The organism is Chitinimonas violaceus (assembly GCF_052601015.1).
Genome location: NZ_JBQXDJ010000059.1, coordinates 1 through 22,278 on the forward strand (window position 1 = coordinate 1; position 22,278 = coordinate 22,278).

General features: G+C 52.5%; 24 protein-coding genes, 1 tRNA gene and 1 pseudogene. 16 read left to right on the forward strand and 10 right to left on the reverse strand.

The window, feature by feature from the left end; genetic code table 11:
* A partial coding sequence (locus ACUHMQ_RS16525; protein ID WP_445296564.1) for a hypothetical protein occupies window positions 1–180 on the forward strand: 180 nt, incomplete at its 5' end.
* Here the strand turns inward: ACUHMQ_RS16525 and mog are convergent.
* Both mog and yjgA read right to left on the reverse strand, forming a co-directional pair.
* A complete protein-coding gene (mog, locus tag ACUHMQ_RS16530) occupies window positions 152–727 on the reverse strand; it encodes a molybdopterin adenylyltransferase (RefSeq protein ID WP_445296565.1) in 576 nt (191 codons plus the stop codon). The genes ACUHMQ_RS16525 and mog overlap by 29 nt on opposite strands.
* On the reverse strand, window positions 720–1,310 hold the full coding sequence (yjgA, locus tag ACUHMQ_RS16535) for a ribosome biogenesis factor YjgA (protein ID WP_445296566.1): 591 nt from the start codon (window positions 1,308–1,310) through the stop codon (window positions 720–722). The genes mog and yjgA overlap by 8 nt, the downstream gene beginning before the upstream one ends.
* Window positions 1,311–1,647: 337 nt before the next feature.
* Between yjgA and pmbA the strand changes: the two genes are divergently transcribed.
* Window positions 1,648–2,997 carry a metalloprotease PmbA gene (gene pmbA, locus ACUHMQ_RS16540; RefSeq protein ID WP_445296567.1) on the forward strand — a complete coding sequence of 450 codons (1,350 nt, stop codon included), beginning with the start codon at window positions 1,648–1,650 and terminating at the stop codon, window positions 2,995–2,997.
* A gap of 68 nt (window positions 2,998–3,065) precedes the next feature.
* Window positions 3,066–3,551, forward strand: a complete 486-nt coding sequence (locus tag ACUHMQ_RS16545; RefSeq protein ID WP_445296568.1) for a hypothetical protein — start codon at window positions 3,066–3,068, stop codon at window positions 3,549–3,551.
* Between the two features lie 171 nt (window positions 3,552–3,722).
* Here the strand turns inward: ACUHMQ_RS16545 and ACUHMQ_RS16550 are convergent, their stop codons facing one another.
* Window positions 3,723–4,625 carry an aminoglycoside phosphotransferase family protein gene (locus ACUHMQ_RS16550; protein WP_445296569.1) on the reverse strand — a complete coding sequence of 301 codons (903 nt, stop codon included), beginning with the start codon at window positions 4,623–4,625 and terminating at the stop codon, window positions 3,723–3,725.
* A gap of 285 nt (window positions 4,626–4,910) precedes the next feature.
* Here ACUHMQ_RS16550 and ACUHMQ_RS16555 point away from each other — a divergent pair, with 285 nt between their 5' ends.
* On the forward strand, window positions 4,911–5,063 hold the full coding sequence (locus ACUHMQ_RS16555; protein ID WP_445296570.1) for a hypothetical protein: 153 nt from the start codon (window positions 4,911–4,913) through the stop codon (window positions 5,061–5,063).
* Window positions 5,064–5,256: 193 nt separating this feature from the next.
* Entirely contained in the window at window positions 5,257–5,400 is a 144-nt protein-coding gene (locus ACUHMQ_RS16560; protein ID WP_445296571.1) for a hypothetical protein, read from the forward strand.
* Window positions 5,401–6,826: 1,426 nt separating this feature from the next.
* On the opposite strand, the pseudogene ACUHMQ_RS16565 reads toward ACUHMQ_RS16560, so the two are convergent.
* Window positions 6,827–7,408 (reverse strand): annotated as a pseudogene (locus ACUHMQ_RS16565) (IS5 family transposase); the annotation flags it as partial.
* Window positions 7,409–7,608: 200 nt separating this feature from the next.
* A complete protein-coding gene (locus ACUHMQ_RS16570; RefSeq protein ID WP_445296572.1) occupies window positions 7,609–8,052 on the reverse strand; it encodes a DUF2147 domain-containing protein in 444 nt (147 codons plus the stop codon).
* Between the two features lie 273 nt (window positions 8,053–8,325).
* Here ACUHMQ_RS16570 and ACUHMQ_RS16575 point away from each other — a divergent pair, with 273 nt between their 5' ends.
* The 3 genes from ACUHMQ_RS16575 (at window position 8,326) to aspS (ending at window position 11,158) form a co-directional block, all read left to right on the forward strand.
* Window positions 8,326–8,598 (forward strand): FmdB family zinc ribbon protein, encoded by a 273-nt coding sequence (locus ACUHMQ_RS16575; protein ID WP_445296573.1) that lies wholly within the window; start codon window positions 8,326–8,328, stop codon window positions 8,596–8,598.
* 32 nt (window positions 8,599–8,630) lie between these two features.
* Window positions 8,631–9,272 (forward strand): DUF502 domain-containing protein, encoded by a 642-nt coding sequence (locus ACUHMQ_RS16580; RefSeq protein WP_445296574.1) that lies wholly within the window; start codon window positions 8,631–8,633, stop codon window positions 9,270–9,272.
* 95 nt (window positions 9,273–9,367) lie between these two features.
* Complete coding sequence (gene aspS / locus ACUHMQ_RS16585) at window positions 9,368–11,158, forward strand: aspartate--tRNA ligase (protein WP_445296575.1); 1,791 nt, start codon at window positions 9,368–9,370, stop codon at window positions 11,156–11,158.
* Between the two features lie 77 nt (window positions 11,159–11,235).
* Here the strand turns inward: aspS and hslO are convergent, their stop codons facing one another.
* From hslO to orn, 4 genes are all read right to left on the reverse strand, one after another.
* On the reverse strand, window positions 11,236–12,114 hold the full coding sequence (gene hslO / locus ACUHMQ_RS16590) for an Hsp33 family molecular chaperone HslO (RefSeq protein ID WP_445296576.1): 879 nt from the start codon (window positions 12,112–12,114) through the stop codon (window positions 11,236–11,238).
* Window positions 12,115–12,321: 207 nt separating this feature from the next.
* A complete protein-coding gene (locus ACUHMQ_RS16595; protein ID WP_445296577.1) occupies window positions 12,322–12,900 on the reverse strand; it encodes an MFS transporter in 579 nt (192 codons plus the stop codon).
* Window positions 12,897–13,397, reverse strand: coding sequence for a CinA family protein (locus tag ACUHMQ_RS16600; RefSeq protein ID WP_445296578.1), 501 nt, complete (start codon window positions 13,395–13,397; stop codon window positions 12,897–12,899). The genes ACUHMQ_RS16595 and ACUHMQ_RS16600 overlap by 4 nt, the downstream gene beginning before the upstream one ends.
* Before the next feature lie 15 nt (window positions 13,398–13,412).
* Window positions 13,413–13,958 carry an oligoribonuclease gene (orn, locus tag ACUHMQ_RS16605; protein WP_445296579.1) on the reverse strand — a complete coding sequence of 182 codons (546 nt, stop codon included), beginning with the start codon at window positions 13,956–13,958 and terminating at the stop codon, window positions 13,413–13,415.
* Between the two features lie 172 nt (window positions 13,959–14,130).
* Here orn and ACUHMQ_RS16610 point away from each other — a divergent pair, with 172 nt between their 5' ends.
* From ACUHMQ_RS16610 to ACUHMQ_RS16645, 8 genes are all read left to right on the forward strand, one after another.
* The gene (locus ACUHMQ_RS16610; protein ID WP_445296580.1) at window positions 14,131–15,375 is read left to right on the forward strand and encodes a M48 family metallopeptidase; all 1,245 of its coding nucleotides are present in this window, start codon (window positions 14,131–14,133) and stop codon (window positions 15,373–15,375) included.
* A 16-nt stretch (window positions 15,376–15,391) separates the two neighbouring features.
* Window positions 15,392–15,706 (forward strand): 4a-hydroxytetrahydrobiopterin dehydratase, encoded by a 315-nt coding sequence (locus tag ACUHMQ_RS16615; RefSeq protein WP_445296581.1) that lies wholly within the window; start codon window positions 15,392–15,394, stop codon window positions 15,704–15,706.
* Window positions 15,703–16,569 carry a ribosome small subunit-dependent GTPase A gene (gene rsgA, locus ACUHMQ_RS16620; protein ID WP_445296582.1) on the forward strand — a complete coding sequence of 289 codons (867 nt, stop codon included), beginning with the start codon at window positions 15,703–15,705 and terminating at the stop codon, window positions 16,567–16,569. Before ACUHMQ_RS16615 ends, rsgA begins: the two co-directional genes overlap by 4 nt.
* A gap of 117 nt (window positions 16,570–16,686) precedes the next feature.
* Entirely contained in the window at window positions 16,687–16,899 is a 213-nt protein-coding gene (rpsU, locus tag ACUHMQ_RS16625) for a 30S ribosomal protein S21 (RefSeq protein ID WP_072427461.1), read from the forward strand.
* A gap of 327 nt (window positions 16,900–17,226) precedes the next feature.
* Window positions 17,227–17,667, forward strand: a complete 441-nt coding sequence (locus tag ACUHMQ_RS16630; protein WP_445296583.1) for a GatB/YqeY domain-containing protein — start codon at window positions 17,227–17,229, stop codon at window positions 17,665–17,667.
* Between the two features lie 60 nt (window positions 17,668–17,727).
* A complete protein-coding gene (dnaG, locus tag ACUHMQ_RS16635) occupies window positions 17,728–19,623 on the forward strand; it encodes a DNA primase (RefSeq protein ID WP_445296584.1) in 1,896 nt (631 codons plus the stop codon).
* Between the two features lie 203 nt (window positions 19,624–19,826).
* Window positions 19,827–21,755 (forward strand): RNA polymerase sigma factor RpoD, encoded by a 1,929-nt coding sequence (rpoD, locus tag ACUHMQ_RS16640; RefSeq protein WP_445296585.1) that lies wholly within the window; start codon window positions 19,827–19,829, stop codon window positions 21,753–21,755.
* 8 nt (window positions 21,756–21,763) lie between these two features.
* Window positions 21,764–21,840, forward strand: a tRNA-Ile gene (locus ACUHMQ_RS16645).
* 17 nt (window positions 21,841–21,857) lie between these two features.
* Here the strand turns inward: ACUHMQ_RS16645 and ACUHMQ_RS16650 are convergent.
* Window positions 21,858–22,181: a tyrosine-type recombinase/integrase gene (locus tag ACUHMQ_RS16650; protein WP_445296586.1), complete on the reverse strand. Its 324-nt coding sequence runs from the start codon at window positions 22,179–22,181 to the stop codon at window positions 21,858–21,860.
* Between the last annotated feature and the right edge of the window lie 97 nt (window positions 22,182–22,278).

Consider the following 22,278-nt stretch of genomic DNA (forward strand, 5'->3'; position numbering starts at 1 on the left):
TGGGGTGAAAATGGTGAGCAATGCGGTTCCAGTGTTGCTCGGTCAGATCGGTTGGATAAGCCAAGGGTAGTCACAAGTAATGCTGAGGGCTTGATTTTCTCGCAATTTGGTTTTCAAGACAGCTTCTTACTTCTCAACGGCATAGGGCCTGTTACTTGGATTTTGGGCGGAAAGTCTTGACGACTGGCTCGTGTGTGTCGATGTAGGCTGCACCGATCAGGTCCAGGCAGTAGGGTACTGCCGCGAAAATGCCCGGCACCAATACCTTGCCCTCGCTGTCCTTCAAACCCTCCAGGGTTTCTTTGATGGCTTTGGGTTGGCCGGGAAGGTTGAGGATGAGCGCCTGTTTGCGGATCACTGCGGTCTGGCGCGACAGAATGGCGGTGGGCACGAAACGCAGGCTGATCTGGCGCATCTGCTCGCCGAAGCCGGGTATTTCGCGATCGGCCACTGCGAGGGTTGCATCAGGGGTGACATCACGTGGAGCGGGGCCGGTACCGCCTGTGGTCAGCACCAAACCACAGCCTTCGTCGTCAACCAGGGCTTTCAATGTTGCTTCGATCTGCGCCTGTTCATCGGGAATCAGCTGGCTGACGGTACTAAACGGCGTGCTGATAGCACTGGCAAGCCAGTCCTCCATCGCTGGGATACCTTTATCCTTGTACACGCCGCTGCTGGCCCTGTCGCTGACTGACAACAGGCCGATTTTCAAGCCGGTTTCAGGCATCGTCGTCTTCCTCATCATCGTCGGTATCGGCAGACACGGTTAAGGAGGGTTCGGTGGAAAGCTCCTTGATGAACTGGAACAGTGCACGAAAATGTTTGGGGGGCTTGTTGGCCGCCCGTTCGGCACGCGCATTTCGCACCATGGTGCGTAACTGCTGGATATCAATATCGCGGTGTTCGGCGATCAGCTTGGCAACGGCTTCGTCACTGGCGATCAGCTCGTCACGCTGGCGTTCCAACTGGTGGAACCAGGCATTCAACCTGTCGTTATCGCCACGCAGGCTATCGAGAAAAGCTTGGATCGGTACGGGGTCGACGTCACGCATCAACCGGCCGATATACTGGCGCTGGCGCTTAATTGCACCGTTGGCGGTGATCTTTTGCGCGTCTTTAATGGCGGTGAGCAGCGTATCCGGCAGATTGAGCTTTTTCAGCTGCCCTTTGGACAAGGCGATCAGCTGCACGCCCAGGTCCTGCAGGGCTTCCACTTCGCGCTTCATGGCGCTTTTGCTGACATATTCGATGTCGTCATCGCCATCAAATGTAGAGTCGAAGTCTTGTTCGGTATTGGGCTTGCGGGACATGGTGAGGGCTGGAAAGTATCTGGACTGCTATGATACCGGACACCTGGAAGTTAAGAACCAATTCAGAGTCTGCTGCGTATTTGCCAAGTGTCGTCGATGCCTGTTTTTAAGTCGTCAGCTTGCCCATACTTGAAGCAAAGCTGTCTTGCATCGGTTTACCAGGCAGCATGACTTTTCGGCTTATACCCATAACTAAAGCCAGAAAAACACAAACCTTAAAACTGTATAGTCATATAGAGCTGGGATGGCGAAAACAGCGTCGCACCCGATATGAGCTTATTGCTCACGCCCCCATTTTCCTGGCAGCACGGTGCTGCCACCAGATACGAGATTGCCCATGACCCTAGCCAACGAATCGACGCTTTCCTTCAGCGAAAACCAATTGACCGACTTGGTGCGACAAGTGCTGAGCTATGCCAAAAAAGGTGGGGCCAGTGCTTGCGATGTCGATGTTTCCGAAGGAGTTGGGCAAAATGTTACGGTGCGCTTGGGCGAGGTGGAGACCATCGAATATAACCGTGACAAAGGTATGGGCGTTACGGTTTATATCGGTCAGAGTAAGGGCCACGCCAGCAGTTCCGACTTTTCGCCAGGTGCCCTTGAGCAAACCGTTGCTGCTGCACTGGCAATTGCTCGTTATACCGCGGCAGATGACGCAGCGGGGTTAGCCGACCCCGACCGCCTTGCCACTTCATTCCCCGATCTGGACCTTTACCACCCCTGGGCTCTGCCTATTGAGCAAGCCATTGAATTGGCACGCCGTTGCGAAGGGGCCGCACGTGGTGTGGATGTACGCATCAGCAATTCAGAAGGTGCAACGGTGTCGAGCCATGTGGGCCAGTCGATATATGGCAACTCCAATGGCTTCATTGGCCCCAGCCATACCTCGCGGCATTCGATTTCCTGTGCGGTGATTGCCCAGGATGGCAACGCAATGCAGCGCGACTACTGGTATACCAGCGCGCGTGCCGCCAGTGACCTGGACCCTGCTGCCTCGGTAGGTTTGAAAGCCGGGCAACGTACTCTGGCCAGATTGGGTGCACGCCGGCTTAAGACCGGTGATTACCCAGTATTGTTTGACCCAAGTCAGGCTGCCGGCCTGATGGGGCATTTTATTTCCGCGGTATCAGGCAGCGCCCTATATCGTAAAGCGAGTTTCCTGCTTGATTCAATCGGCGAGCCGGTATTTGCACCGCTGGTAAATATCGTTGAAGACCCATTTTTGTTACGCGGTATGGCCAGCTCGGCTTTCGATGCCGAAGGCGTAGCCTGTATTCGGCGTGATCTGGTCAAGGATGGGGTGTTGGGTGGCTACCTGCTTGGCAGCTATTCAGCGCGTAAGCTCGGCTTGGCGAGTACCGGTAATGCGGGTGGCTGCCATAACCTGCTGGTTAAACCAACCGCTGGGGATTTCCAGGACATGTTAAAACGCCTGGGTACCGGCTTGTTGGTAACGGAACTGCTGGGGCAGGGCGTGAATGGCCTTACGGGCGACTATTCCCGTGGGGCGGCAGGCTTCTGGGTAGAAAATGGCGTCATCGTCCACCCGGTGGAGGAAGTGACAATCGCCGGCAACCTCAAGGAAATGTTCCAGCATATTGTCGCCATCGGTTCGGATATCGAGATACGTGGTAGCAAGCATATCGGTTCGGTGTTGATCGAACGGATGATGGTGGCTGGGGAGTAAGCCGTATTTTGTCATCGGTGTATGTGTAATTGGTTTTTGATAATAGCCAGCTTCAGAAAGGGGAAGGGATGTTAGCTACACGGTTTCGGGTATCGAATACATCAAGCAATCTGCTGTCGCTGAAGCGGCTGGTTATTGATCCGAATTGCGTTGAATTGCGTCTATTTGGTACTGCCTCAAAAATCGCTGTCGGGCTTGGCGACGAAGATGAAGCAGATACCAACCTGCCACTGGTTGCGGCAGTGGCGAAATATACGATTCCGGGTATTACCGATGTGTATGTGGTTTTCGATGGAATGGTGCTGACTGCAGCCCGCCTTCCCCGTTATTTTGAGGTCCAGGAGCTTCTTGATAAGGCTGTGGCAAGCAAAAAGGTCACTTTTGCGTCGGTACCAGCGCCATTTACTTCGTCTTTTGATCCTGCCATTGCGGCGGATAAGCTGCTCAGTATCGGCCCGGTCATTCCCTTATCAGAACAGACCAGGGCGCATTACTTCTCTATGCTTTCTACCCTCACAGAAGAAGCATTCGCCAAGCTGAACAGTACTGAGTAAACGCTTGCTCGTGTAAGCGAGAGATTCAGTGTTTTTGCAATGACCGAAGTCATGTTGGCACCCAGCCTGTACGGTGGGCGTGGCGCCAGCCTTACCTGAATACGTGATCAAGCCCATCGCTCAGAACCTGTTCAAAGTCTCGCTCTGGCTCGTGAGACTTTGAACAGGTTCTCAGGTCTTAACCCTGTGATCCGTAAGTACTTCATTAATGATGCGTAAGGGCTGTGCAGCCTCGGTATCGTTCGAGTCTATGAGGCCTGCCGCGATGATCAGGCATTTCCATAAGGTCCAGGCACGAGCGCGAGCCCAGGTTCCTGGGTCGAATGGCAGCATCGTGCGGAAAGCTTCCCGGCTTTCACCAGTAAAGAATGTCCAAGCAATTGCCAAGTCACATGCTGGGTCGCCAACCGTCAATTGTCCAAAGTCGATGACGGCGTTTAACTTCCCCGCTTTCACCAGCAAGTTGCCGGGACTGATGTCGCCATGAACCCACACTGGAGGATCACGCCAAATCGTTTTGAGTGCTGCCTCCCAAACTTCAGTTGCCACAGCCGCATCAATTTTACTCTTCAGGGCGGCGATCGCGGCCCGTGTCTCAGCGTCGTAGATCGTGAGTGCTCCTCCGCGATAGAAACTATGCGGTCCAGGTGGCGGCCCACCTTTGGTATCGATCATTTGCAAGGCGATGAGAAATTGCGCGAGGCCGGTCGCAAAGTCGTGTGGATCAGCTATCTGCGCAGATCTAGCTGTGTCACCGTCAAGCCAACGATAGATAGACCATTTCCATGGATAACCAGCTGCAGGTTTTCCGATAGCTAGCGGCACTGGAATTGGAAGGGGCAGCAACGGTGCAAGTCTTGGTAGCCACTGTTGTTCTTTTTCTACCTGCGATGCGTAGTCTGCGGCACTTGGCATACGTAAGAGCATATGTTCGCCGAGCCGAAATGTCCTGTTGTCCCATCCTCCAGGTGAGACTAAGCGGATAGGCAAGGCTGCCCATTGCGGGAACTGGGCACTTAGCAGGTGCTGAACGAGGGCGTCATCTATTTCCAGCTGTGTTTTACCTGTTTCCAATGTCAATCACCGTGGTGTTTCCTGTTCTTGTCATGGAGCTGGCTCCTGACAATTCAATGTAATTAGTTCAAGACTGAGCCTAATTGGTTGGGATTTCTGGATCGTAAGTAGGTTCTGCGGAGCAGCTAAGGCGTAGCTGACGGCAAGGCCGCAACAAACGGACAACATGCTGTGGCCGTCGAACTTAGATAAATCAAATTTAACTAATGTTTCATCTTGTCCAGGGCGACGAGCTTGGGTGAATTTAACGTGCTTGGCGTATTAATGAATGAAGGAGAAAACAACATGCAGCACTTAAGTACCGCAGAGATTGCGCAAGTCTATGGTGGGTTGTTGTTTCGCGACCCGTTTCAATTGTGTATGAGTCTTATATTGCGTGATGGCAGATTGAAAGCCGTGTTGATGCAACAACCTACACCGAGCAATGTTAACGGGTAATCAGAGGTTATTACGCATGCAGGTATTGAGCAAGATTGAACTGGTACAGGTCAGTGGTGGATGTAGAAAACAGGCTATTCCCTTTGTGTTGTCGGTGATGGATCTTTTGAACTTGGCATTGCGCAATAAGCGATGCACAAAACAACAAGCTGTCGCCGAACATTAGGGGTCATCGAATTAAAGGAATGAAATCATGCAGGAATTGAAAGACGCTAGCCTTGTGCAGGTCAGTGGTGGTGGAAGAACCAAAATGTATGGTGTCCAAGTTATTGCACGTGAATTTTGTGAAGTTGTGCTTAAAGGAAGCACAAAACTGGCAACAAACTCTAGGCAATAACAATGACTGACCACTTGTGAGGTTACGAATCATGCAAGGATTAACTCTCGTTGAATTGGAGCAAATCGTAGGAGGAAATATCCAGTTTAGAACACCGTGGTCTCCTGCTATCGGTCACTATATGATTGATCGGATATACCAAACTCAACGTGCTATACGCCAGCACCAATAATAGTGCTGACTCAGCTTTGCAATAGTGTTATTACAACGAAGGATTAAAAGCATGCAGGAATTAAATCGACCTGAACTTGATCAGATCTGTGGAGGTGCCATTAAGCGGTATGTCTCCTATTCGCTGTTCTTGGCGAAACTGAAGTATGCGGAACAGTTGAATCAGCAATCTGCGAAACAACTCGCTACTTCTATAAAAAAATAAGTCTTCACATTGAAGGGAAACCATCATGCAGGAATTAGTCTCTATTGAAATGGTAGAGGTCAGTGGCGGAAATAGGCGAATTCGACCGCACTACATAAGGGTCTTTGAGTTCTTGTGGGGTACAGAGGAGAATACGGTGAATGAATCAAAGCAAACGCATTGAAGGATACAAATCATGCAAACAATGAGCACATTGTAAATCGAGCAGGTCCGTGGTGGCTAGCAACCGGATTACACCCCCTGCGCCACCTATTTTGTTTGCTGATCAAGCTTCAACTTGAATCGAACGAATAACGTGCTGCCAAGTATTTACAACGGTTAATTAAATTAAAGATCTAGAACCATACGGGAAATAAGCGATGTTGAACTTGTTCAAGCCGGTTTCTCGTGTGGTTATTTGAAAGGCGGCTTGGGCTCACCCTTTGTACAGACCTCTTCCCCATTGTCTGACCGTTTGAAACAAATGGGTTCATCTTCGCTCTGTATCGGATCTGTTTTGGGGTCATGATTTGATCTGGGTTTCAGGTCTAGGACGATAGGGTCACCTGAACCGAATTTATAATTATGCGAATACCCTTCTGGAATGGCCCCAAAGCATTGCTGCTGTCCTCTATATGTAGGTTGGCTCAAACATGCCTGGTTACTTGCCTGTATAGCCTGGTCGATTTTTTCTTTTGTCAGACCGTTACATGATGGCAGAGGTGGGTAAACATTAGGCGGGCATACAAGCGTTGCATTGGCTTTCGTAAGAAAAACAATCGGAATTGCTGCAAGGAGAAAAAATCTATTAAGCATTACTTGGTTCTACGACGGATGAGGGCCTGATTGTGCTGGACTACCGTTACCGAGCCTACTCTTGCAATCCTCACTATCGGGAGCCGGCACTTTGCTTTAGAGAGGTCGAATGAGGTACGTACATCGGTGCGGTACAGCCAAGTTGCAGCCGCATTCGACAGCTTTCGTTCCACACCGTTCGCAAGGCGTTTAGTCCCACAGTATGCTGAAACGGATCAATCCTGAAGCGCTGTGGTTCAGTTATTTTGATCGGTTGGTGGGGATCACTACCGTCTTACCCGCCTGCTCCAAAGGCGCTCTCACCCTGTCTTGTGCATCGTAAGCCTTGTCGGCAATTGATTGTCGTAGCCGGGGTATCCTTCAGCAAGATGTCCGACCCTTCCAGATCTGATGCCTGCCCTGGCGTAAGGTGAAAACCAGTCGGATTGCCTAACCCATCGACTGTGGCGTGAATCTTGGTGCTCAGTCCACCTCGACTGCGTCCAATGGCTTGTTGCGCCGCATCCCCCCTTTTGCTCCCGCACTGTGCTGATGGGCACGCACAATAGTGGAATCGATCATGGCGTATTCGTTGTCCGCTTCCTGAGTCAAGGTTTCGAAGATGTGCTGCCAGACCCCGGATCGGCTCCAACGCGAGTGGCGCAGATGGACAACCCGGAAGTCGCCAAAGCGTGGGGGCAAATCCCGCCAAGGGATGCCGGCACGGTAGCGGTAGAGCACGGCATCGACAAACAAGCGGTTGTCCTTGGCGGTTACGCCGGGTTGTCCCTGACGTCCGGGGAGTAGATGCTTGATGCGTTCCCATTGGGCATCAGAGAGAGCATAGCGTTTGGTCATGCGGGCTATTCTGGGGCTTATATTCTGGGAATCAAGCACTGGGAATGATGACACTCACTAGCGCAGCACTGATCCACAGCTGTGCGGTAAGATCGTAAACAGGTTCTTAGGTGTTTCGGCTTTGTCTTGTCCTAGCTCGTGAAGCTCTGCTTTGGGTTACTTATACAAAGTGTTGGCACCAGCATACAAGTGCTGACTTGCTACTGGGATTGGTCGCGTAACCAGGTCTGTGTGCGACCAAACAGCGAGATGCCCAGGAAGCCGCGTACTTTCAATTGTTGGCCTTGTTCTGCCAAGCTCATTTTCACGCTGTAGATATCGCCACTACTGGGGTCGAGAATCTCACCGCCGGTCCACTCGTCCCCGTTCTTTTTAACTCCCCAGATGATTTCCAGACCAATCAGTGGCTTGTCTTTCTTGCTGCCTTTGCAGGCGGTGCAAGTCGCTTCTTTAGGGTCGAAAATCTTGGCTAACTTGCCATGAAGCTCACCATTCTCTTCCCAGATCTGGATGATGGCCTCGGCTTTGTTTGTTTTGTCGCTGATATTCTTCCAAAAGCCTACAGGGCTGGTGGCTTCAGTCGCCAAGGCTGGAAAGGCTGCCAGCATTAGCAGCATGTAGATCAGACTTATATGTAAACGCATCGTATCGGTCTCCTCAACGTTTAAAAATTTTCGCAAGCCTACGGGACGCCTGTCTGGCGCGTCAAACCGCGGAGATGTTACGTATTTCCACGTTGCGTTTTGGTTTGTCGTTCATGGTTGCTGCGATAGACCGTCACTTGTGCTGATGAGAGGCTTTGTTCGTTGATGATTGAGCTGGGCAGCGCCTCGTTGAGGACACATCACCGCTAGCTCGGGGCTGCGTTATAATGCCCGGCTTTGATTGGATTTTTCTGGTTCTGGGGAATAACGGCTATGCCGATCTACGATTTCCAATGTAATGAATGCGGCCATCGTGCGGATGTTCTGCGTAAGATTTCTGATGCGTCGATCACGACTTGCCCGGTATGCAAGAAGGAAAGCTTTGCCAAGCAGGTATCTGCGGTTGGCTTTCAATTGAAGGGATCGGGCTGGTACGCAACTGACTTTAAAGGTGGCGCAAGTTCAACTGCCGCCAGCGGCACACCCGCTGCTGAACCTGCAGCTGCACCGGCCTGTGGCTCGGGTAACTGTGGCCACTCGCACTAAACATGAATACTGAATAATTTGAAAGCCATCGCATGAAGCGCTACTTTGTCACCGGCCTGTTGATCTGGGTGCCGCTGGGCATCACCCTCTGGGTGATCAGCACGCTCGTGGGCGCGATGGACGGGATATTGCTGTTGCTGCCGGAAGGGAGTCGCCCGCGTGACGTGCTTGGTGTGAACATTCCAGGGATAGGGGTGATCTGCGTGGTGCTGATCGTACTGTCCACCGGTTTTCTGACTGCCAATATCCTGGGTCAGCGCATGGTGAAGGTATGGGAAGACATCCTGGCGCGCATCCCGGTGGTAAAATCCATTTACGGTTCGGTCAAGCAAGTGTCCGACACCGTGCTTTCTGATTCCGGCAATGCGTTTCGCAAAGCCTTGCTGGTGCGCTTCCCGCACAATAATGCCTGGACCGTGGCTTTCTTGACGGGTACGCCGGCTGATGAAATTGTTTCGCAACTGGATGGCGAGCATGTTTCGGTTTATGTACCCACCACGCCTAACCCGACTTCGGGTTATTTCATCGTGGTGAAAAAATCCGAAACCATCGAACTCGACATGAGTGTGGATGAAGCCCTGAAATACGTGATCTCAATGGGCGTGGTTTCGCCAACCCCCAGGTTGCCCGCGCTGCTGCGTCCCGACCCTGTCAATCCAAATCTACCGGGTTAAGCGGCTATCCCTGCTTAGCCCGTTAAATCCCTATCTCATTTGATTCTGGCTTCTCTCCGCCCTGCGTGGGCGAATCCCAATATATTGGAACTGGTATGCGTACTGATTACTGTGGCTTGATCGACAAGCGATTTCTTTCCCAAACCGTTACTGTCAAAGGTTGGGCGCATCGCCGTCGCGACCATGGCGGTGTGATTTTCATTGACCTGCGTGACCGCGAAGGCCTCGTGCAGGTAGTGATTGACCCGGATACGCCAGAGGCCTTCGCCCTTGCTGATACGGTTCGTTCCGAATTTGTCATTGAAGTGACCGGCATTGTGCGCGAACGCCCGGCAGGTACTGCCAACGCCAACCTGGTTTCAGGCGAGATCGAAATTCTGGCCAAGCAGCTGGTGATTCTGAACGCTGCCAACACGCCACCCTTCCAGATTGACGATGAAAACCTCAGTGAGCTGACCCGTCTACAGCATCGCGTTATCGACCTGCGCCGTCCTGCAATGCAGAAGAACCTGCGTCTGCGTTATAAAGTGGCGCTGCTAGTGCGTAACTTCCTCGACAGCCGCGGCTTTATCGACGTGGAAACGCCGATGTTGACCCGCTCGACTCCGGAAGGCGCACGTGATTATCTGGTCCCTAGCCGTGTGCACGATGGCCAGTTCTTCGCGTTGCCGCAGTCGCCCCAGCTTTTCAAGCAGCTGCTGATGGTGGCGGGGTTCGATCGTTATTACCAGATCACCAAGTGCTTCCGCGACGAAGACCTGCGTGCGGACCGCCAGCCTGAATTCACCCAGATCGATATCGAGACCTCGTTCCTCTCTGAGGACGAGATCATGGATATCACAGAGGAGATGGCGGTTCACGTGTTCAAGGAAGCCATCGGCGTGGACCTGGGCAAGTTCCCGCGTATGCAGTACGACGACGCGATGTTCTACTACGGTTCCGACAAACCGGATATGCGTGTGGATCTTAAGTTCACCGAGCTGACCGAAGTGATGAAGGACGTGGCCTTCAAGGTATTTGCCGGTGCTGCCAACATGGAAGGCGGCCGGGTGGTTGGCTTGCGTGTACCTGGTGGTGCGGCGTTTACCCGTTCCGAGATCGATGCCTGGACCCAGTTTGTCGGTATTTATGGTGCACGTGGTCTGGCCTACATCAAGGTCAACGATGTCACCCAGCCGAACGAAACCGGCTTGCAGTCACCCATCGTCAAGAACCTGTCCGAAACCGCGCTCAAGGCGACGCTGGAGCTGACTGGCGCGCAGAATGGCGACATCATTTTCTTTGGTGCAGACAAGGCCAAGATCGTGAACGAGGCGATTGGTGCCTTGCGGATCAAGATCGGCCATGAAAAAGGCGAAGCGGGTGGTTTCTTTACCCGTGGTTGGAAGCCATTGTGGGTGGTGGACTTCCCAATGTTCGAGTACGACGAGGAAAGCAAGCGTTACACTGCTTGTCACCATCCATTCACGTCGCCAAAGGTTGAACATGTCGATCTGCTCAAGACCGACCCGGGCAAGTGCAAGGCACGTGCCTACGACATGGTGTTGAACGGTTGGGAACTGGGTGGTGGCTCGATCCGTATTCACCGTGCCGATATGCAATCCACCGTGTTCGAAGCGTTGAACATTGGCCCAGAGGAAGCGCAGAACAAGTTCGGCTTCCTGTTGGAAAACCTGGCTTACGGTGCGCCACCTCATGGTGGTCTGGCATTTGGTTTGGACCGCCTGGTTACTTTGATGGCTGGTGCTGAGTCGATCCGTGACGTGATTGCCTTCCCGAAGACGCAGCGCGCCCAGTGTCTGCTGACACAAGCGCCGAATATGGTGGATGAAAAGCAGCTGCGTGAGTTGCATATCAAGTTGCGCAACCCACCGCAGGTGGCCTAATCAGCCCGGTGCTAAACGAGCTTGGTAAATTAAAAAGGGACGCCAAAGCGTCCCTTTTTGTTGAGCCATTCTCAACGTTACTGCCGAGTTGTTGGCGCTTCGTTAGGTAAGTCGCCACTGAACAGCTGGGCAATATCCACTGCATCGAAGCTGTAGTGCTGATTGCAGAAGTCGCAGTCGACTTCCACCGAGCCACGTTCGGCCAGTACCGATTCCGATTCTTCCCGGCCTACCATCTTGAGCATGCTGCCTACCCGCTCTCTTGAGCAGCGGCAACCAAAGTGAGGGTGTTCCTCTGCCATTACCCGTACGCTTTCCTGGTGGAACAGGCGATAGAGCAACTCCTGGGGTGGAAGAGAGCTCAGCTCATTTGGGGTAATGGTTTCAGCCAGGGTGGTCAGATGTTGCCAGGCATTGGGGTCACCGTGGCCAGCCGGTAGTTTTTGCAGCATCAGGCCAGCTGCAACACCGTTTTCACTGCTTAACCACAAGCGAGTATCAAGCTGTTCAGAGCTGTACATATAGTGCTCGATGATGGCGGCCACGCTATTGCCTGATAAGCCCACCACGCCTTGATAGGTTTGGCCGCCGGTAGTGGGGTCGAGCGTGATCACGAACCGGCCTTCGCCTAACAGTTCTGCCAGCGGTCCATCTTCGAGCTTATCTGACTCCTGGTCCCAACGGGCGGTTGCACGCATGGTCAGGTCGGACTCGCACTCGATAACCACCAGCTTGAGCTTGCCCTTGCCATGCAGTTGCATGATCAACGAACCCTCGAATTTCAACATGGCCGTCATCAAGACGGAAGCGGCCATCAGTTCACTGATCAACTTCTGGATAACCTGCGGGTACTCCCGGCGCTTGAGCACCTCGTTCACGGTGTCGCTAAGGCGTACAACCTCCCCACGAACGGGGGCCGTATCGAACAGGAAACGTTGCAGGGTGTCTTGGCTCATGTCGGTCTTTCAAGTCATGCGAGTGCTGTGCCCGCATCTTAGTTTTAGAACTTGCTCAAAGTCTGTGGTGCGTCGGCAATATGGCGTCAAATACATGCCAGGAACACGCATTTACCATTTGGAAACTGTGCTTCCTCGGGTGTTTTCGCCTTGTCTTGCACCTGCCCATAAGTCTTTGAACAGGCTCTTCAGATTGTTGAAATCGCTTTATTTGGTTGGGGCGAGTTCTATTGTTTGCAAGGTCATCGGCAAAGAAGAGCCCACATCGAATTCGCACCCGACCTCCACACCGATGCGGGCGATGTCCGTTGCGCTAAGGCCTGGGTCGTCATAAACAGCACGCATTGCGCCGATAGCGAAGTCCCGACCGGAACCGATGGCCCAATAGTGCCGATACTCATAGACCTCCCGCATTGAATACACGCCGAAGATGCCATGCGTGTTTGCAATCAACGCGGTAATTTGGCTCGATTCATAGGGGTCATCCTCCTCTTCCTCGGGCTTGAGGAAGAAGTCTTCTTTCAGCTTTGGGTGCAACTTGCGAAAAGCATCGAAGATACCCACGCGGTTTGAGAAATCCAGGGTGCGGGTTTTGGCCAGGATGGCTTGTAGTACCAGATCATGCGCAGCAGAGCCGCACAGACCGAAAAGGCTGCCGTGCGAGGAGAAGATCTTGTCAGGCTGCGCGTCGTGCAGGTGCCCCAGGCGGGTGTCGCCAAAGGTGGATTGGGTATCGGCCGCTATGGCGACCAGATTGTCCTTGCGGACAACGACGATGGTGGTCATGAGTCGACTTTGTTCAGATGCTGGATAAGGCCCGTAAGGGCATGCTCTATGGTCTGCTCGCGTACCTTGGCGCGATCGCCGGCAAAAAGGCGAGTTTCGCTTTCGACTTGATCGCGGTACGCCCAGGCAAAACAGACAGTACCGACAGGTTTTTGCGCGGTCCCGCCGCTGGGGCCGGCAATGCCAGACACAGCGACGGCGATATCTGCTTGTGCAGATTGCATCGCACCCACTGCCATGGCGCGTGTGACTTCTTCGCTGACAGCACCGAACTGCGCCAAGGTGGCAACGGGTACATTAAGCAAACGGCTTTTGGCTTCGTTGGAATAGGTCACGAAAGCCATATCGAACCAGCCGGACGAGCCGGCGATTTCTGTAATGGCGTTGGCAATACCACCACCCGTACAGCTTTCACCGGCAGTGACACGCATTTGGCGGGACGCGAGGTTGCGCCCCAACTGCTCTGCCAAGTCCACAATATGGTTCGAGATACTCATTTGCTGTAGCAGACATCAGACTTTGAGGAAGTGCTCACGGTAATACTTCAGTTCGTCGATCGACTCGTATACATCCGCCAACGCTTCGTGCCGACCGGTTTTCTTAAGGCCTTTGGCGACTTCGGGTTTCCAGCGTTTGCATAATTCCTTGATAGTGCTGACATCCAGATTCCGGTAGTGAAACCAGGTTTCCAGTTCGGGCATCCAGCGCGCCATAAAGCGGCGATCCTGGTGGATGGTGTTGCCGCACATGGGGCTTGCGCCCTTGGGTACATGCAATTCAAGAAAAGCCAGCATCTGGGCGGCTACCGCCGCTTCATTTTGTGTCGATGCTTTCACCTTATCAGTCAGGCCGGACTTACCGTGAGTGTTTTTGTTCCAATCGTCCATGCCATCAAGAATGCTGTCTGGCTGATGAACCACCAATACTGGGCCTTCAGCGATCGTGTTGAGTTCGCTATCGGTAATGACGACGGCAAGCTCGATAATCTTGTCGGTATCAGGATTCAGACCGGTCATTTCCATATCCAGCCAGATCAGGTGATTTGCGTCTTGAGCCATTGTTGGCGCTTTCTCATGTTTCGTTGGTAAGTCGGCGAGCGGCTGGGCTGAGATCAAACTTTCTGCCTCATATGCAGGAGGCGCAACGTTTGAGCATGAGCACCGGAGAGGCGACTCGCGTAGAATAGGTGTATTGTCTCACAGGCCCCCGTGCCACTACATTACTGCGTATATGTCTGCTCACGATTTCAGCTTCGTCTTCCTTGCGTTCCTGATACTTTCCACCGGTTTACAACTTTGGCTTAAGACCCGCCACCTTCGCCACGTGCTGGCGCATCGTGCGGCAGTGCCAGCCGACTTTGCCAGCGATATTGAACTGGCGGCTCACCAGAAGGCTGCGGATTACACTGCAGCCAAAGTGCAACTTGCACGCTGGGTGATCTGCTGGGAAGCGATCGTATTGTTGGCCTTTACGTTTGGTGGTGGTCTTGGTTGGCTCGATGCCATTGCCCATAGCCTGGCTGGTAGTGGTATATGGGCGGGAATCCTGTTGATAGGAGGGCTGACGGCAATCAGCACCTTCCTGTCCATGCCGTTCTCGCTCTATTCCACCTTTGTGTTGGAGGAGCAGTTCGGTTTCAACAAGACTACCCCCAAGACTTTTCTGCTCGATCTCATCAAATCCACCGTGCTAGGCATTGTGCTTGGCTTACCGTTGGTGGCGCTTGTACTGTGGTTGATGAACGTCGCCGGCAGTTTATGGTGGTTTTATGCCTGGGCTGCCTGGGTTGCCTTCGGCTTGTCCCTGATGGCGGTTTATCCCACTTTTATTGCACCGCTGTTCAATAAGTTCACACCGCTTTCCGATGCCAGCCTTAAAGAAAGAATAGATAATCTATTGGCCAAGTGCGGGTTTGAGAGCAATGGCGTATTTGTGATGGACGGCAGCAAGCGCTCCAGCCACGGTAATGCCTATTTCACGGGTTTTGGCAAAACCAAGCGCATCGTGTTTTTCGATACCTTGATTGAACGGCTTACGCCTGTGGAGATTGAGGCTGTACTGGCCCATGAGCTAGGGCATTACAAGCGCCGGCATATCGTCAAGCGTATGGTGGTGATGTATGGCTTGGGCCTATTGACACTGGCTTTGCTGGGATATCTGAAGAACGCCAGCTGGTTCTATGCGGGCCTGGGGGTGGCGGTGCCATCCACTGCGGCTGCGTTGACATTGTTTTTCCTGGCGCTGCCCGTGTTTACCTTCCCCTTCGGTTGGCTTTCCAGTCGTGGTTCGCGCAAGCGTGAGTACGAAGCTGACGAGTATGCCGCGTCGGTAAGCAGTGCGGATGCTTTGATCTCCGGATTGGTGAAGCTGTACCGGGATAATGCCAGTACCTTGACGCCCGATCCGCTTCATTCCCTGTTTTATGATTCCCACCCACCTGCCGCATTACGCGTTGCTGCGCTGCGCCAGGGTTGATTGAAAGGTTAGCGTGATGTCACTCGTACAAGAGCATTGCCCAGCCAAAGTTATGCAGCTCAACGATGCTGAGGTACAAGCGTTATTGATGGAGGTAAAGGGCTGGTCTGTGGCCAATGGTAAATTGGTCAAGACCTTCCGTTTCGCCAACTATTACGAGACGCTGGCGTTTGTGAACGCTTCTGCCTATGTGTCGCACCGGGAAGATCATCATCCGGAACTGCACGTCTGTTACAACAGTTGCGAAGTCGCTTATGACACGCACTCGGTCAGCGGCCTCAGCCGTAACGACTTCGTCTGTGCCGCCAAACTGGATGCGCTGGTTGAATGACGGAAACCGCGCGCATCATTGAGTCACACGGTAAGTCCTTTATTGTAGAGTTGGCTGAAGGCAAGCGTTATATCGCTACGACGCGCAAGAAAAAAACTGATTACGCAGTTGGCGATCAGGTCGAAGTGGGTGTGTTGAATGAGAAGCAGGCCGTAATAGAGCGGGTTTTGCCACGTAACAGCCTGTTGTATCGCTCGGATGAGTGGCGCGAGAAGCTGATCGCCGCCAATGTCACGCAAATTGTGATTGTATTGGCGGCAGTCCCCAGCTTTTATGAAGAACTGCTTAGCCGATGTCTTGTGGCGGCGGAGGATGCGGGAATTGGTGCGCTCATTCTTCTTAATAAAACCGACTTGCTAGAGACGGCATCTGCCCGTCAAGTACTCGCGCCTTACTGTGCTTTGGGCTACCCCATGGTGGAACTATCTGCGAAGCAGGATGTTTCACCACTATGGGTCCATCTGGAAAATCAGACTTCCGTATTTGTCGGGCAGAGTGGGATGGGTAAGTCGACGCTCGTCAATGCCTTGCTGCCTGAAGTGAATGCGCGCACCAATGAGATTTCCCTGGCGTTGGATTCAGGAAAGCACACTACCACCCATGCCACCCTCTATAGATTGCCAAATGGTGGTGAGCTGATTGATTCCCCCGGTTTGCAGGAGTTCGGCATGCGGCATCTTGCTGCAGACCAGCTCACACCGCTTTTCCCGGAATTCCGTCCTTATATTGGCCAGTGCCGTTTCCATAATTGCCGGCATGATAGAGAACCAAACTGTGCGTTGATAGCTGCGCTGGAACGCGGTGAGATATTGCCGCAACGATTGAGTCTGCTACGTAAGCTGCGTGTGGAGTGCGGCAATTGATTGGATATCTGGCTGATTTCTTTTGCAAATCAGTCTTTTATTTCCTTTTTGGCGCTGGTAAAATCTAGGTCCGTGTTTTTTATTAACCCTTTCAGTTAGAAAGTAGGACTGATTTTCATGCCAAATGTACGCGTCAAGGAAAACGAGCCGTTTGAAGTAGCCATGCGCCGCTTCAAGCGTGCGGTGGAAAAGACTGGTCTTCTCACCGAACTACGCGCTCGCGAGTTCTATGAAAAGCCGACCACCGAACGCAAGCGTAAGCTCGCTGCCGCTGTGAAGCGCCATTACAAGCGCATTCGCAGCCAGATGCTGCCTAAGAAGTACTACTAAGCAGCGTTTTCCGCGTACCGTAATGCGTGCAGTTTGACGTAGTTACGCGTGGTTGCAGTATCGCGTCCTGTCGGAGTTTTATAGAGAGGGCGCACCGCACAAAGGCCGTCAGTATCTATACTGACGGCCTTGTGTTTTACTGGTGCTGCTCACGGTTTGTGGCAAGCAGCGCTCGGCAGAGTGAAGCACAGCACAAAAAAACAGAGTGGGTACACCTACCTGGAGCCATTGGCTGCTTGGTGTAAAGTACGGCTGCGCCACTGCCGCGTAGTTAAAATAGATTCTTGCGTATTCTTTCGCCCATCTACAACCTAATCGAGTCCCATCATGAGCCTGAAGCAACGTATTACCGATGACATGAAGACAGCTATGCGTGAGAAGGATACGGCACGTCTGGGTACTATCCGGCTTTTGCTGGCTGCGATGAAGCAGCGCGAGGTGGATGAACGCATTGAGCTGTCCGACGAACAGATTGTGGCGATTATCGACAAGATGCAAAAACAACGGCGTGATTCAATCAGCCAGTACGAAGCCGCTGCCCGCCAAGATCTTGCGGACATCGAAAAGGCGGAAATGCGGGTGCTTGATGGTTATATGCCGAAGCAGGCTGACGAGGCAGAAATCATAGCGATTTTGGATGCGGCCATTGCAACGCATGGCGCCAATGTGGCGGCCATGGGCAAGATCATGGCCGAGATCAAGCCTAAACTGGCTGGCCGAGCTGATATGAGCAAAGTGTCTGGTTTGGTTAAGTCACGTATCCAGTAAGTTCGTACAAATACATTACACGCGCCAAGGCGTTTTGCTGTTGTTGCTGTACTTGTCTCTATGGCCCGTATCCCAGAAGAATTCATCCAAGACCTGCTTAACCGTCTCGATATCATTGAGGTGGTTGAACGCTATTTGCCCCTTAAGAAAGCGGGCCAGAATTATGCTGCCTGCTGTCCTTTTCACAAGGAGAAGTCTCCCTCGTTCACGGTGAGTCAGACGAAGCAGTTCTACCATTGCTTTGGTTGCGGGGCGCATGGCTCTGCTATCGGCTTTGTCATGGAATATGAAGGCTTAGGATTTCAGGACACCGTAGAAAAACTCGCTGAATCCGTAGGGATGCAAGTGCCAAAGGCAGAAGGGCACCGTAATGATGAGCCCCGTCGCCAACAGCAAAGCAGCTTGGTGGATTTGAACACGCGAGCCATGCATTACTATCGTAATCAGCTCAAACACAGCGCCCGGGCTATTGATTATTTGAAACGACGCGGGCTTAGTGGCCAGGTTGCCGCCAGGTTTGGGCTCGGATACGCCCCGGATGGATGGCATCCTTTGGCGGAGTGTTTTAGCGACTACGCCACCAACCAAGAACTGAATGAAGTTGGCCTTGTCATTGATCATTCAGAGACGGGCCGGCGCTATGATCGATTCCGTGACCGCATCCTCTTCCCGATCCTGAACGGGAAGAGCCAAGTTGTCGGCTTTGGCGGCCGCGTGGTTGACCAAGGTGAGCCAAAGTACCTGAACTCCCCGGAAACGCCCTTATTTCAAAAAGGATTGGAGCTTTATGGATTGCCGCAGGCGCGCCAGGCAATCCGAGCCAAAAACCGCGTGTTGGTGGTTGAGGGTTATATGGATGTGGTGGCTTTGGCGCAGCTGGGTATTGAGTATTCTGTCGCAACGCTTGGTACTGCCTGCACGCCTGACCATGTGAAAAAGCTGTTGCGCTTGGCGGACCAGGTGGTGTTCAGTTTTGATGGTGACCGGGCGGGTCGAAAAGCAGCGTGGAGAGCTTTGGAAAATAGCCTTGCGCAGGCGAGTGATGGTAAAGCGCTAGCCTTTTTATTCTTGCCTGCAGAGCATGACCCGGATAGCTATATTCGCGAGTTTGGTCCGGAAGCGTTCGAGACATTAATCGACCAGGAAGCACTGGGGTTGGCTGGTTTTCTTTGCAGAGAGCTCGCATCGCAGGTGGACTTGGAGACCGAAGAAGGCAAGGCCAAGTTCCTATTCCTGGCCAAGCCGCTTGTGGAGCAGATCAAGGCGCCAGCGTTGGGTATGTTGTTACGCAAGAAGCTTGCAGAAATGGCTGGGCTGGATGCGGTTGAAGTCGTGCAGCTACTGGGCGGTATTTCGCCTATGGCTGCACAAGTTGTCACTACCAAGGGACGGGAAGCCAGTGGAAGTATGTCGCAGGCAGGTGCTGTAGAAGGAAAAGCTATCGGTAGGCAGAACAGGCGCTGGGGAAATGCTGAAGCTGGGCGTCAGAACTTTATGAGGAAGGATGGCGTGTCTGCCGGAGAGCGTCGGGCTTATGATTTGGGGTTTGAGCTCTTGCAGTTGCTGGTAACAGCCCCCAAATATGCTCTTGAGTTGCCACAAAATGAATTGCCGGAAAGCGAGATCACACCTTCGATGAAGGCGATTCTGCAGTTGGTCGATTTCGTAGGTGAGCAGACGCAAGTTCCTGCTACCGGGCATATCCTCGAAGCTTTGCGTGACAGCCCGTGCTATGACTTATTAGCCCGTGCATTTGCTGGAAGTCGCGATGTATATCGGGATGGTGATGAAAAGATTCTTGCGCAGACTTGGCAAGAGACATTGGAACGCTACCTGCTGTTAATGGAAAAGCCGAGAGCGGCACGCCGACAGGCAGAGCTGGCCGCTAAAGGTTTATCCAGTCTAAGTGTGGAAGAACGGGCGGAATATAGCCGACTGATTATGTTGGGACGGTGAAGGGCAGATCGAGCAAATCTGTGTACGGCTGGCTAAGCTTCTATAAGTAACAACGTAGTTTATTGAAAGCATGGTTGAAAGTGAATGCCAGGCCTTTATAGCCTGAGCGCAGGACAGGTTTAAAAGTAAGGAATTTCGTCCGGTTTGGCGAAATCCATGGTATTATTTTCCGTTTCACCGTATCAGATTCGAGATTACCCCACATGGCGGCAAATCAAGACCTCGACAAGTCAGAAAGCAAGCGAGACGCAGAACCGCGGCTCGATAGCGAAGCACGTAAAGCGCGCTTTAAAAACTTGATCGTACTCGGCAAGGAACGTGGCTTCCTGACGTATGCTGAGATCAACGATCACTTGCCAGAAGACATGCTCGACGCCGAGCAGATCGAAGGCGTGATCAGTATGATCACCAATATGGGCATCCAGGTATATGACGAGGCGCCAGATGCTGAGTCCCTGTTGATGTCTGACGCTACGCCGGCGGCCGTTGCTGACGATGATGTGGCGGAAGAAGCCGAAGCCGCGCTCTCCACAGTAGACTCAGAATTTGGTCGTACCACAGACCCCGTCCGCATGTATATGCGTGAGATGGGCACGGTTGAGCTGCTTACCCGGGAAGGCGAGATTGAAATCGCCAAGCGGATTGAAGAAGGCCTCAAGCACATGGTACAAGCCATTTCGGCTTGTCCTACTACTGTTGCCGATATTATCGGCATGGTCGATCGTGCGTTGGCCGATGAAATTCGTATTGACGATGTAGTGGATGATTTCATCGATCCAAATGCGATCGAAGAAGAAGCTTTACCGGGCCCTGATCTGCCAGAAACGGACGCTGAAGACGATGAGCTTGAAGGCGACGATGAGGGTGATGAGGATGACGGCAGCGCTGCCGCGGCAGCCAACCTTGAAGAGCTGAAGAACAAGGCTCGCGAGCACTTTGAAGTGATTCGTGCTTTGTTTGACAAGATGCTCAAGGCATTGGAAAAGCATGGTCCGCACAGCAAGCAGTATCTGATTTTGCAAGAACAGGTATCTGCGGAATTCTTGAAGATCCGTTTTTCTGCCCGTCAGGTAGAAAATCTGTGTGACAGTGTTCGTAATATGGTTGATGAGATTCGTGGCTATGAGCGCGAAATCATGGACATATGCGTACATAAGGTGAAGATGCCACGTGAGCATTTCATCAAGACGTTCCCAGGTAACGAAGACAATCTTGACTGGGTCAAGAATGAAATATCGTCCGGTAAGCCCTATGCGGCTATTCTCGAGCGTTATCAGCACGCAGTGATGGAAAAGCAGTCGAAGCTGACAGAGCTTCAGACCCGTGCGATGTTGCCGATCAAAGATCTGAAAGAGATCAATCGGCAGATGTCGACCGGTGAAGCAAAGGCTCGCCGTGCGAAGCGTGAAATGATTGAGGCTAACCTGCGTTTGGTTATCTCGATTGCAAAGAAATATACCAACCGTGGTTTGCAATTCCTGGATTTGATCCAAGAAGGCAATATTGGTTTGATGAAGGCGGTAGATAAGTTTGAATACCGTCGCGGCTATAAATTCTCGACATACGCCACTTGGTGGATTCGGCAGGCGATTACCCGTTCGATTGCTGACCAGGCACGTACTATCCGTATCCCGGTTCATATGATCGAAACGATCAACAAGATGAATCGTATCTCCCGGCAGATTTTGCAGGAAACAGGGCTTGAACCTGATCCAGCGACTTTAGCCGAACGGATGGATATGCCTGAGGATAAGATTCGTAAGATACTCAAGATTGCTAAAGAACCGATCTCGATGGAGACGCCAATTGGCGACGACGACGATTCTCACTTGGGCGATTTTATTGAGGATCAGAACAATTTAGCTCCCGTGGACGCCGCAGTTTATGCTAGTCTGCGCGACGCAACGCGGGATGTGCTCGATACACTGACCCCGCGTGAAGCCAAAGTGTTGCGTATGCGCTTTGGTATTGAAATGAACACTGACCACACGCTGGAAGAAGTCGGTAAGCAGTTTGATGTGACGCGTGAGCGGATTCGTCAGATTGAAGCAAAGGCGTTGCGTAAGCTTCGTCACCCGACCCGTTCCGAGCGATTGAAGAGTTTCCTCGACAGCTTGGCTAGCGAGGGTTAATCCCTTTCGGGCCTGTAGCTCAGTTGGTTAGAGCAGAGGACTCATAATCCTTTGGTCCACGGTTCAAGTCCGTGCGGGCCCACCAATATAAATGTAGTAACTTCAATGGGTTAGCGTTACCGCGCTAACCCATTTTTCTTTGTCATCCTTGGCGGTATGCCTAAAGTCTGCCATAAGGATGTCAATTTGTTGGCTGTGCTTATGGAGATGATCCGGAGCAAGGTGGGCATATCTGCGCACCATTTCTACCGACTCCCACCCTCCAAGCTCTTGGAGTTCAGCAAGCCCTACTCCGGATTGAATCAGCCAACTTGCCCACGTGTGCCGCAGGTCATGAAACCGGAAGTTCTCTATTCCTGCAGCTCTACATGCTTTGTCGAAGGCTTTAGTACTTAGGCTGTTGCGGCTGACCGAAAACTGACCCAGCCAAAGTGCTAGTGCCGATTCAAAACTGACCCAGGTGTTCTACTTGCCCTGCCTAATTTCTAGGCAGGAGAGAAAGGGTGATCACCATGGAAATGTT

What these genes read in the sequence shown, in the direction of transcription:
- mog (WP_445296565.1), bottom strand. Translation starts at nt 727, where the DNA reads ATGCCTGAAACCGGCTTGAAAATCGGCCTGTTGTCAGTCAGCGACAGG.
- yjgA (WP_445296566.1), bottom strand. Translation starts at nt 1,310, where the DNA reads ATGTCCCGCAAGCCCAATACCGAACAAGACTTCGACTCTACATTTGAT.
- pmbA (WP_445296567.1), top strand. Translation starts at nt 1,648, where the DNA reads ATGACCCTAGCCAACGAATCGACGCTTTCCTTCAGCGAAAACCAATTG.
- ACUHMQ_RS16545 (WP_445296568.1), top strand. Translation starts at nt 3,066, where the DNA reads ATGTTAGCTACACGGTTTCGGGTATCGAATACATCAAGCAATCTGCTG.
- ACUHMQ_RS16555 (WP_445296570.1), top strand. Translation starts at nt 4,911, where the DNA reads ATGCAGCACTTAAGTACCGCAGAGATTGCGCAAGTCTATGGTGGGTTG.
- ACUHMQ_RS16560 (WP_445296571.1), top strand. Translation starts at nt 5,257, where the DNA reads ATGCAGGAATTGAAAGACGCTAGCCTTGTGCAGGTCAGTGGTGGTGGA.
- ACUHMQ_RS16570 (WP_445296572.1), bottom strand. Translation starts at nt 8,052, where the DNA reads ATGCGTTTACATATAAGTCTGATCTACATGCTGCTAATGCTGGCAGCC.
- ACUHMQ_RS16575 (WP_445296573.1), top strand. Translation starts at nt 8,326, where the DNA reads ATGCCGATCTACGATTTCCAATGTAATGAATGCGGCCATCGTGCGGAT.
- ACUHMQ_RS16580 (WP_445296574.1), top strand. Translation starts at nt 8,631, where the DNA reads ATGAAGCGCTACTTTGTCACCGGCCTGTTGATCTGGGTGCCGCTGGGC.
- aspS (WP_445296575.1), top strand. Translation starts at nt 9,368, where the DNA reads ATGCGTACTGATTACTGTGGCTTGATCGACAAGCGATTTCTTTCCCAA.
- hslO (WP_445296576.1), bottom strand. Translation starts at nt 12,114, where the DNA reads ATGAGCCAAGACACCCTGCAACGTTTCCTGTTCGATACGGCCCCCGTT.
- ACUHMQ_RS16595 (WP_445296577.1), bottom strand. Translation starts at nt 12,900, where the DNA reads ATGACCACCATCGTCGTTGTCCGCAAGGACAATCTGGTCGCCATAGCG.
- ACUHMQ_RS16600 (WP_445296578.1), bottom strand. Translation starts at nt 13,397, where the DNA reads ATGAGTATCTCGAACCATATTGTGGACTTGGCAGAGCAGTTGGGGCGC.
- orn (WP_445296579.1), bottom strand. Translation starts at nt 13,958, where the DNA reads ATGGCTCAAGACGCAAATCACCTGATCTGGCTGGATATGGAAATGACC.
- ACUHMQ_RS16610 (WP_445296580.1), top strand. Translation starts at nt 14,131, where the DNA reads ATGTCTGCTCACGATTTCAGCTTCGTCTTCCTTGCGTTCCTGATACTT.
- ACUHMQ_RS16615 (WP_445296581.1), top strand. Translation starts at nt 15,392, where the DNA reads ATGTCACTCGTACAAGAGCATTGCCCAGCCAAAGTTATGCAGCTCAAC.
- rsgA (WP_445296582.1), top strand. Translation starts at nt 15,703, where the DNA reads ATGACGGAAACCGCGCGCATCATTGAGTCACACGGTAAGTCCTTTATT.
- rpsU (WP_072427461.1), top strand. Translation starts at nt 16,687, where the DNA reads ATGCCAAATGTACGCGTCAAGGAAAACGAGCCGTTTGAAGTAGCCATG.
- ACUHMQ_RS16630 (WP_445296583.1), top strand. Translation starts at nt 17,227, where the DNA reads ATGAGCCTGAAGCAACGTATTACCGATGACATGAAGACAGCTATGCGT.
- dnaG (WP_445296584.1), top strand. Translation starts at nt 17,728, where the DNA reads ATGGCCCGTATCCCAGAAGAATTCATCCAAGACCTGCTTAACCGTCTC.
- rpoD (WP_445296585.1), top strand. Translation starts at nt 19,827, where the DNA reads ATGGCGGCAAATCAAGACCTCGACAAGTCAGAAAGCAAGCGAGACGCA.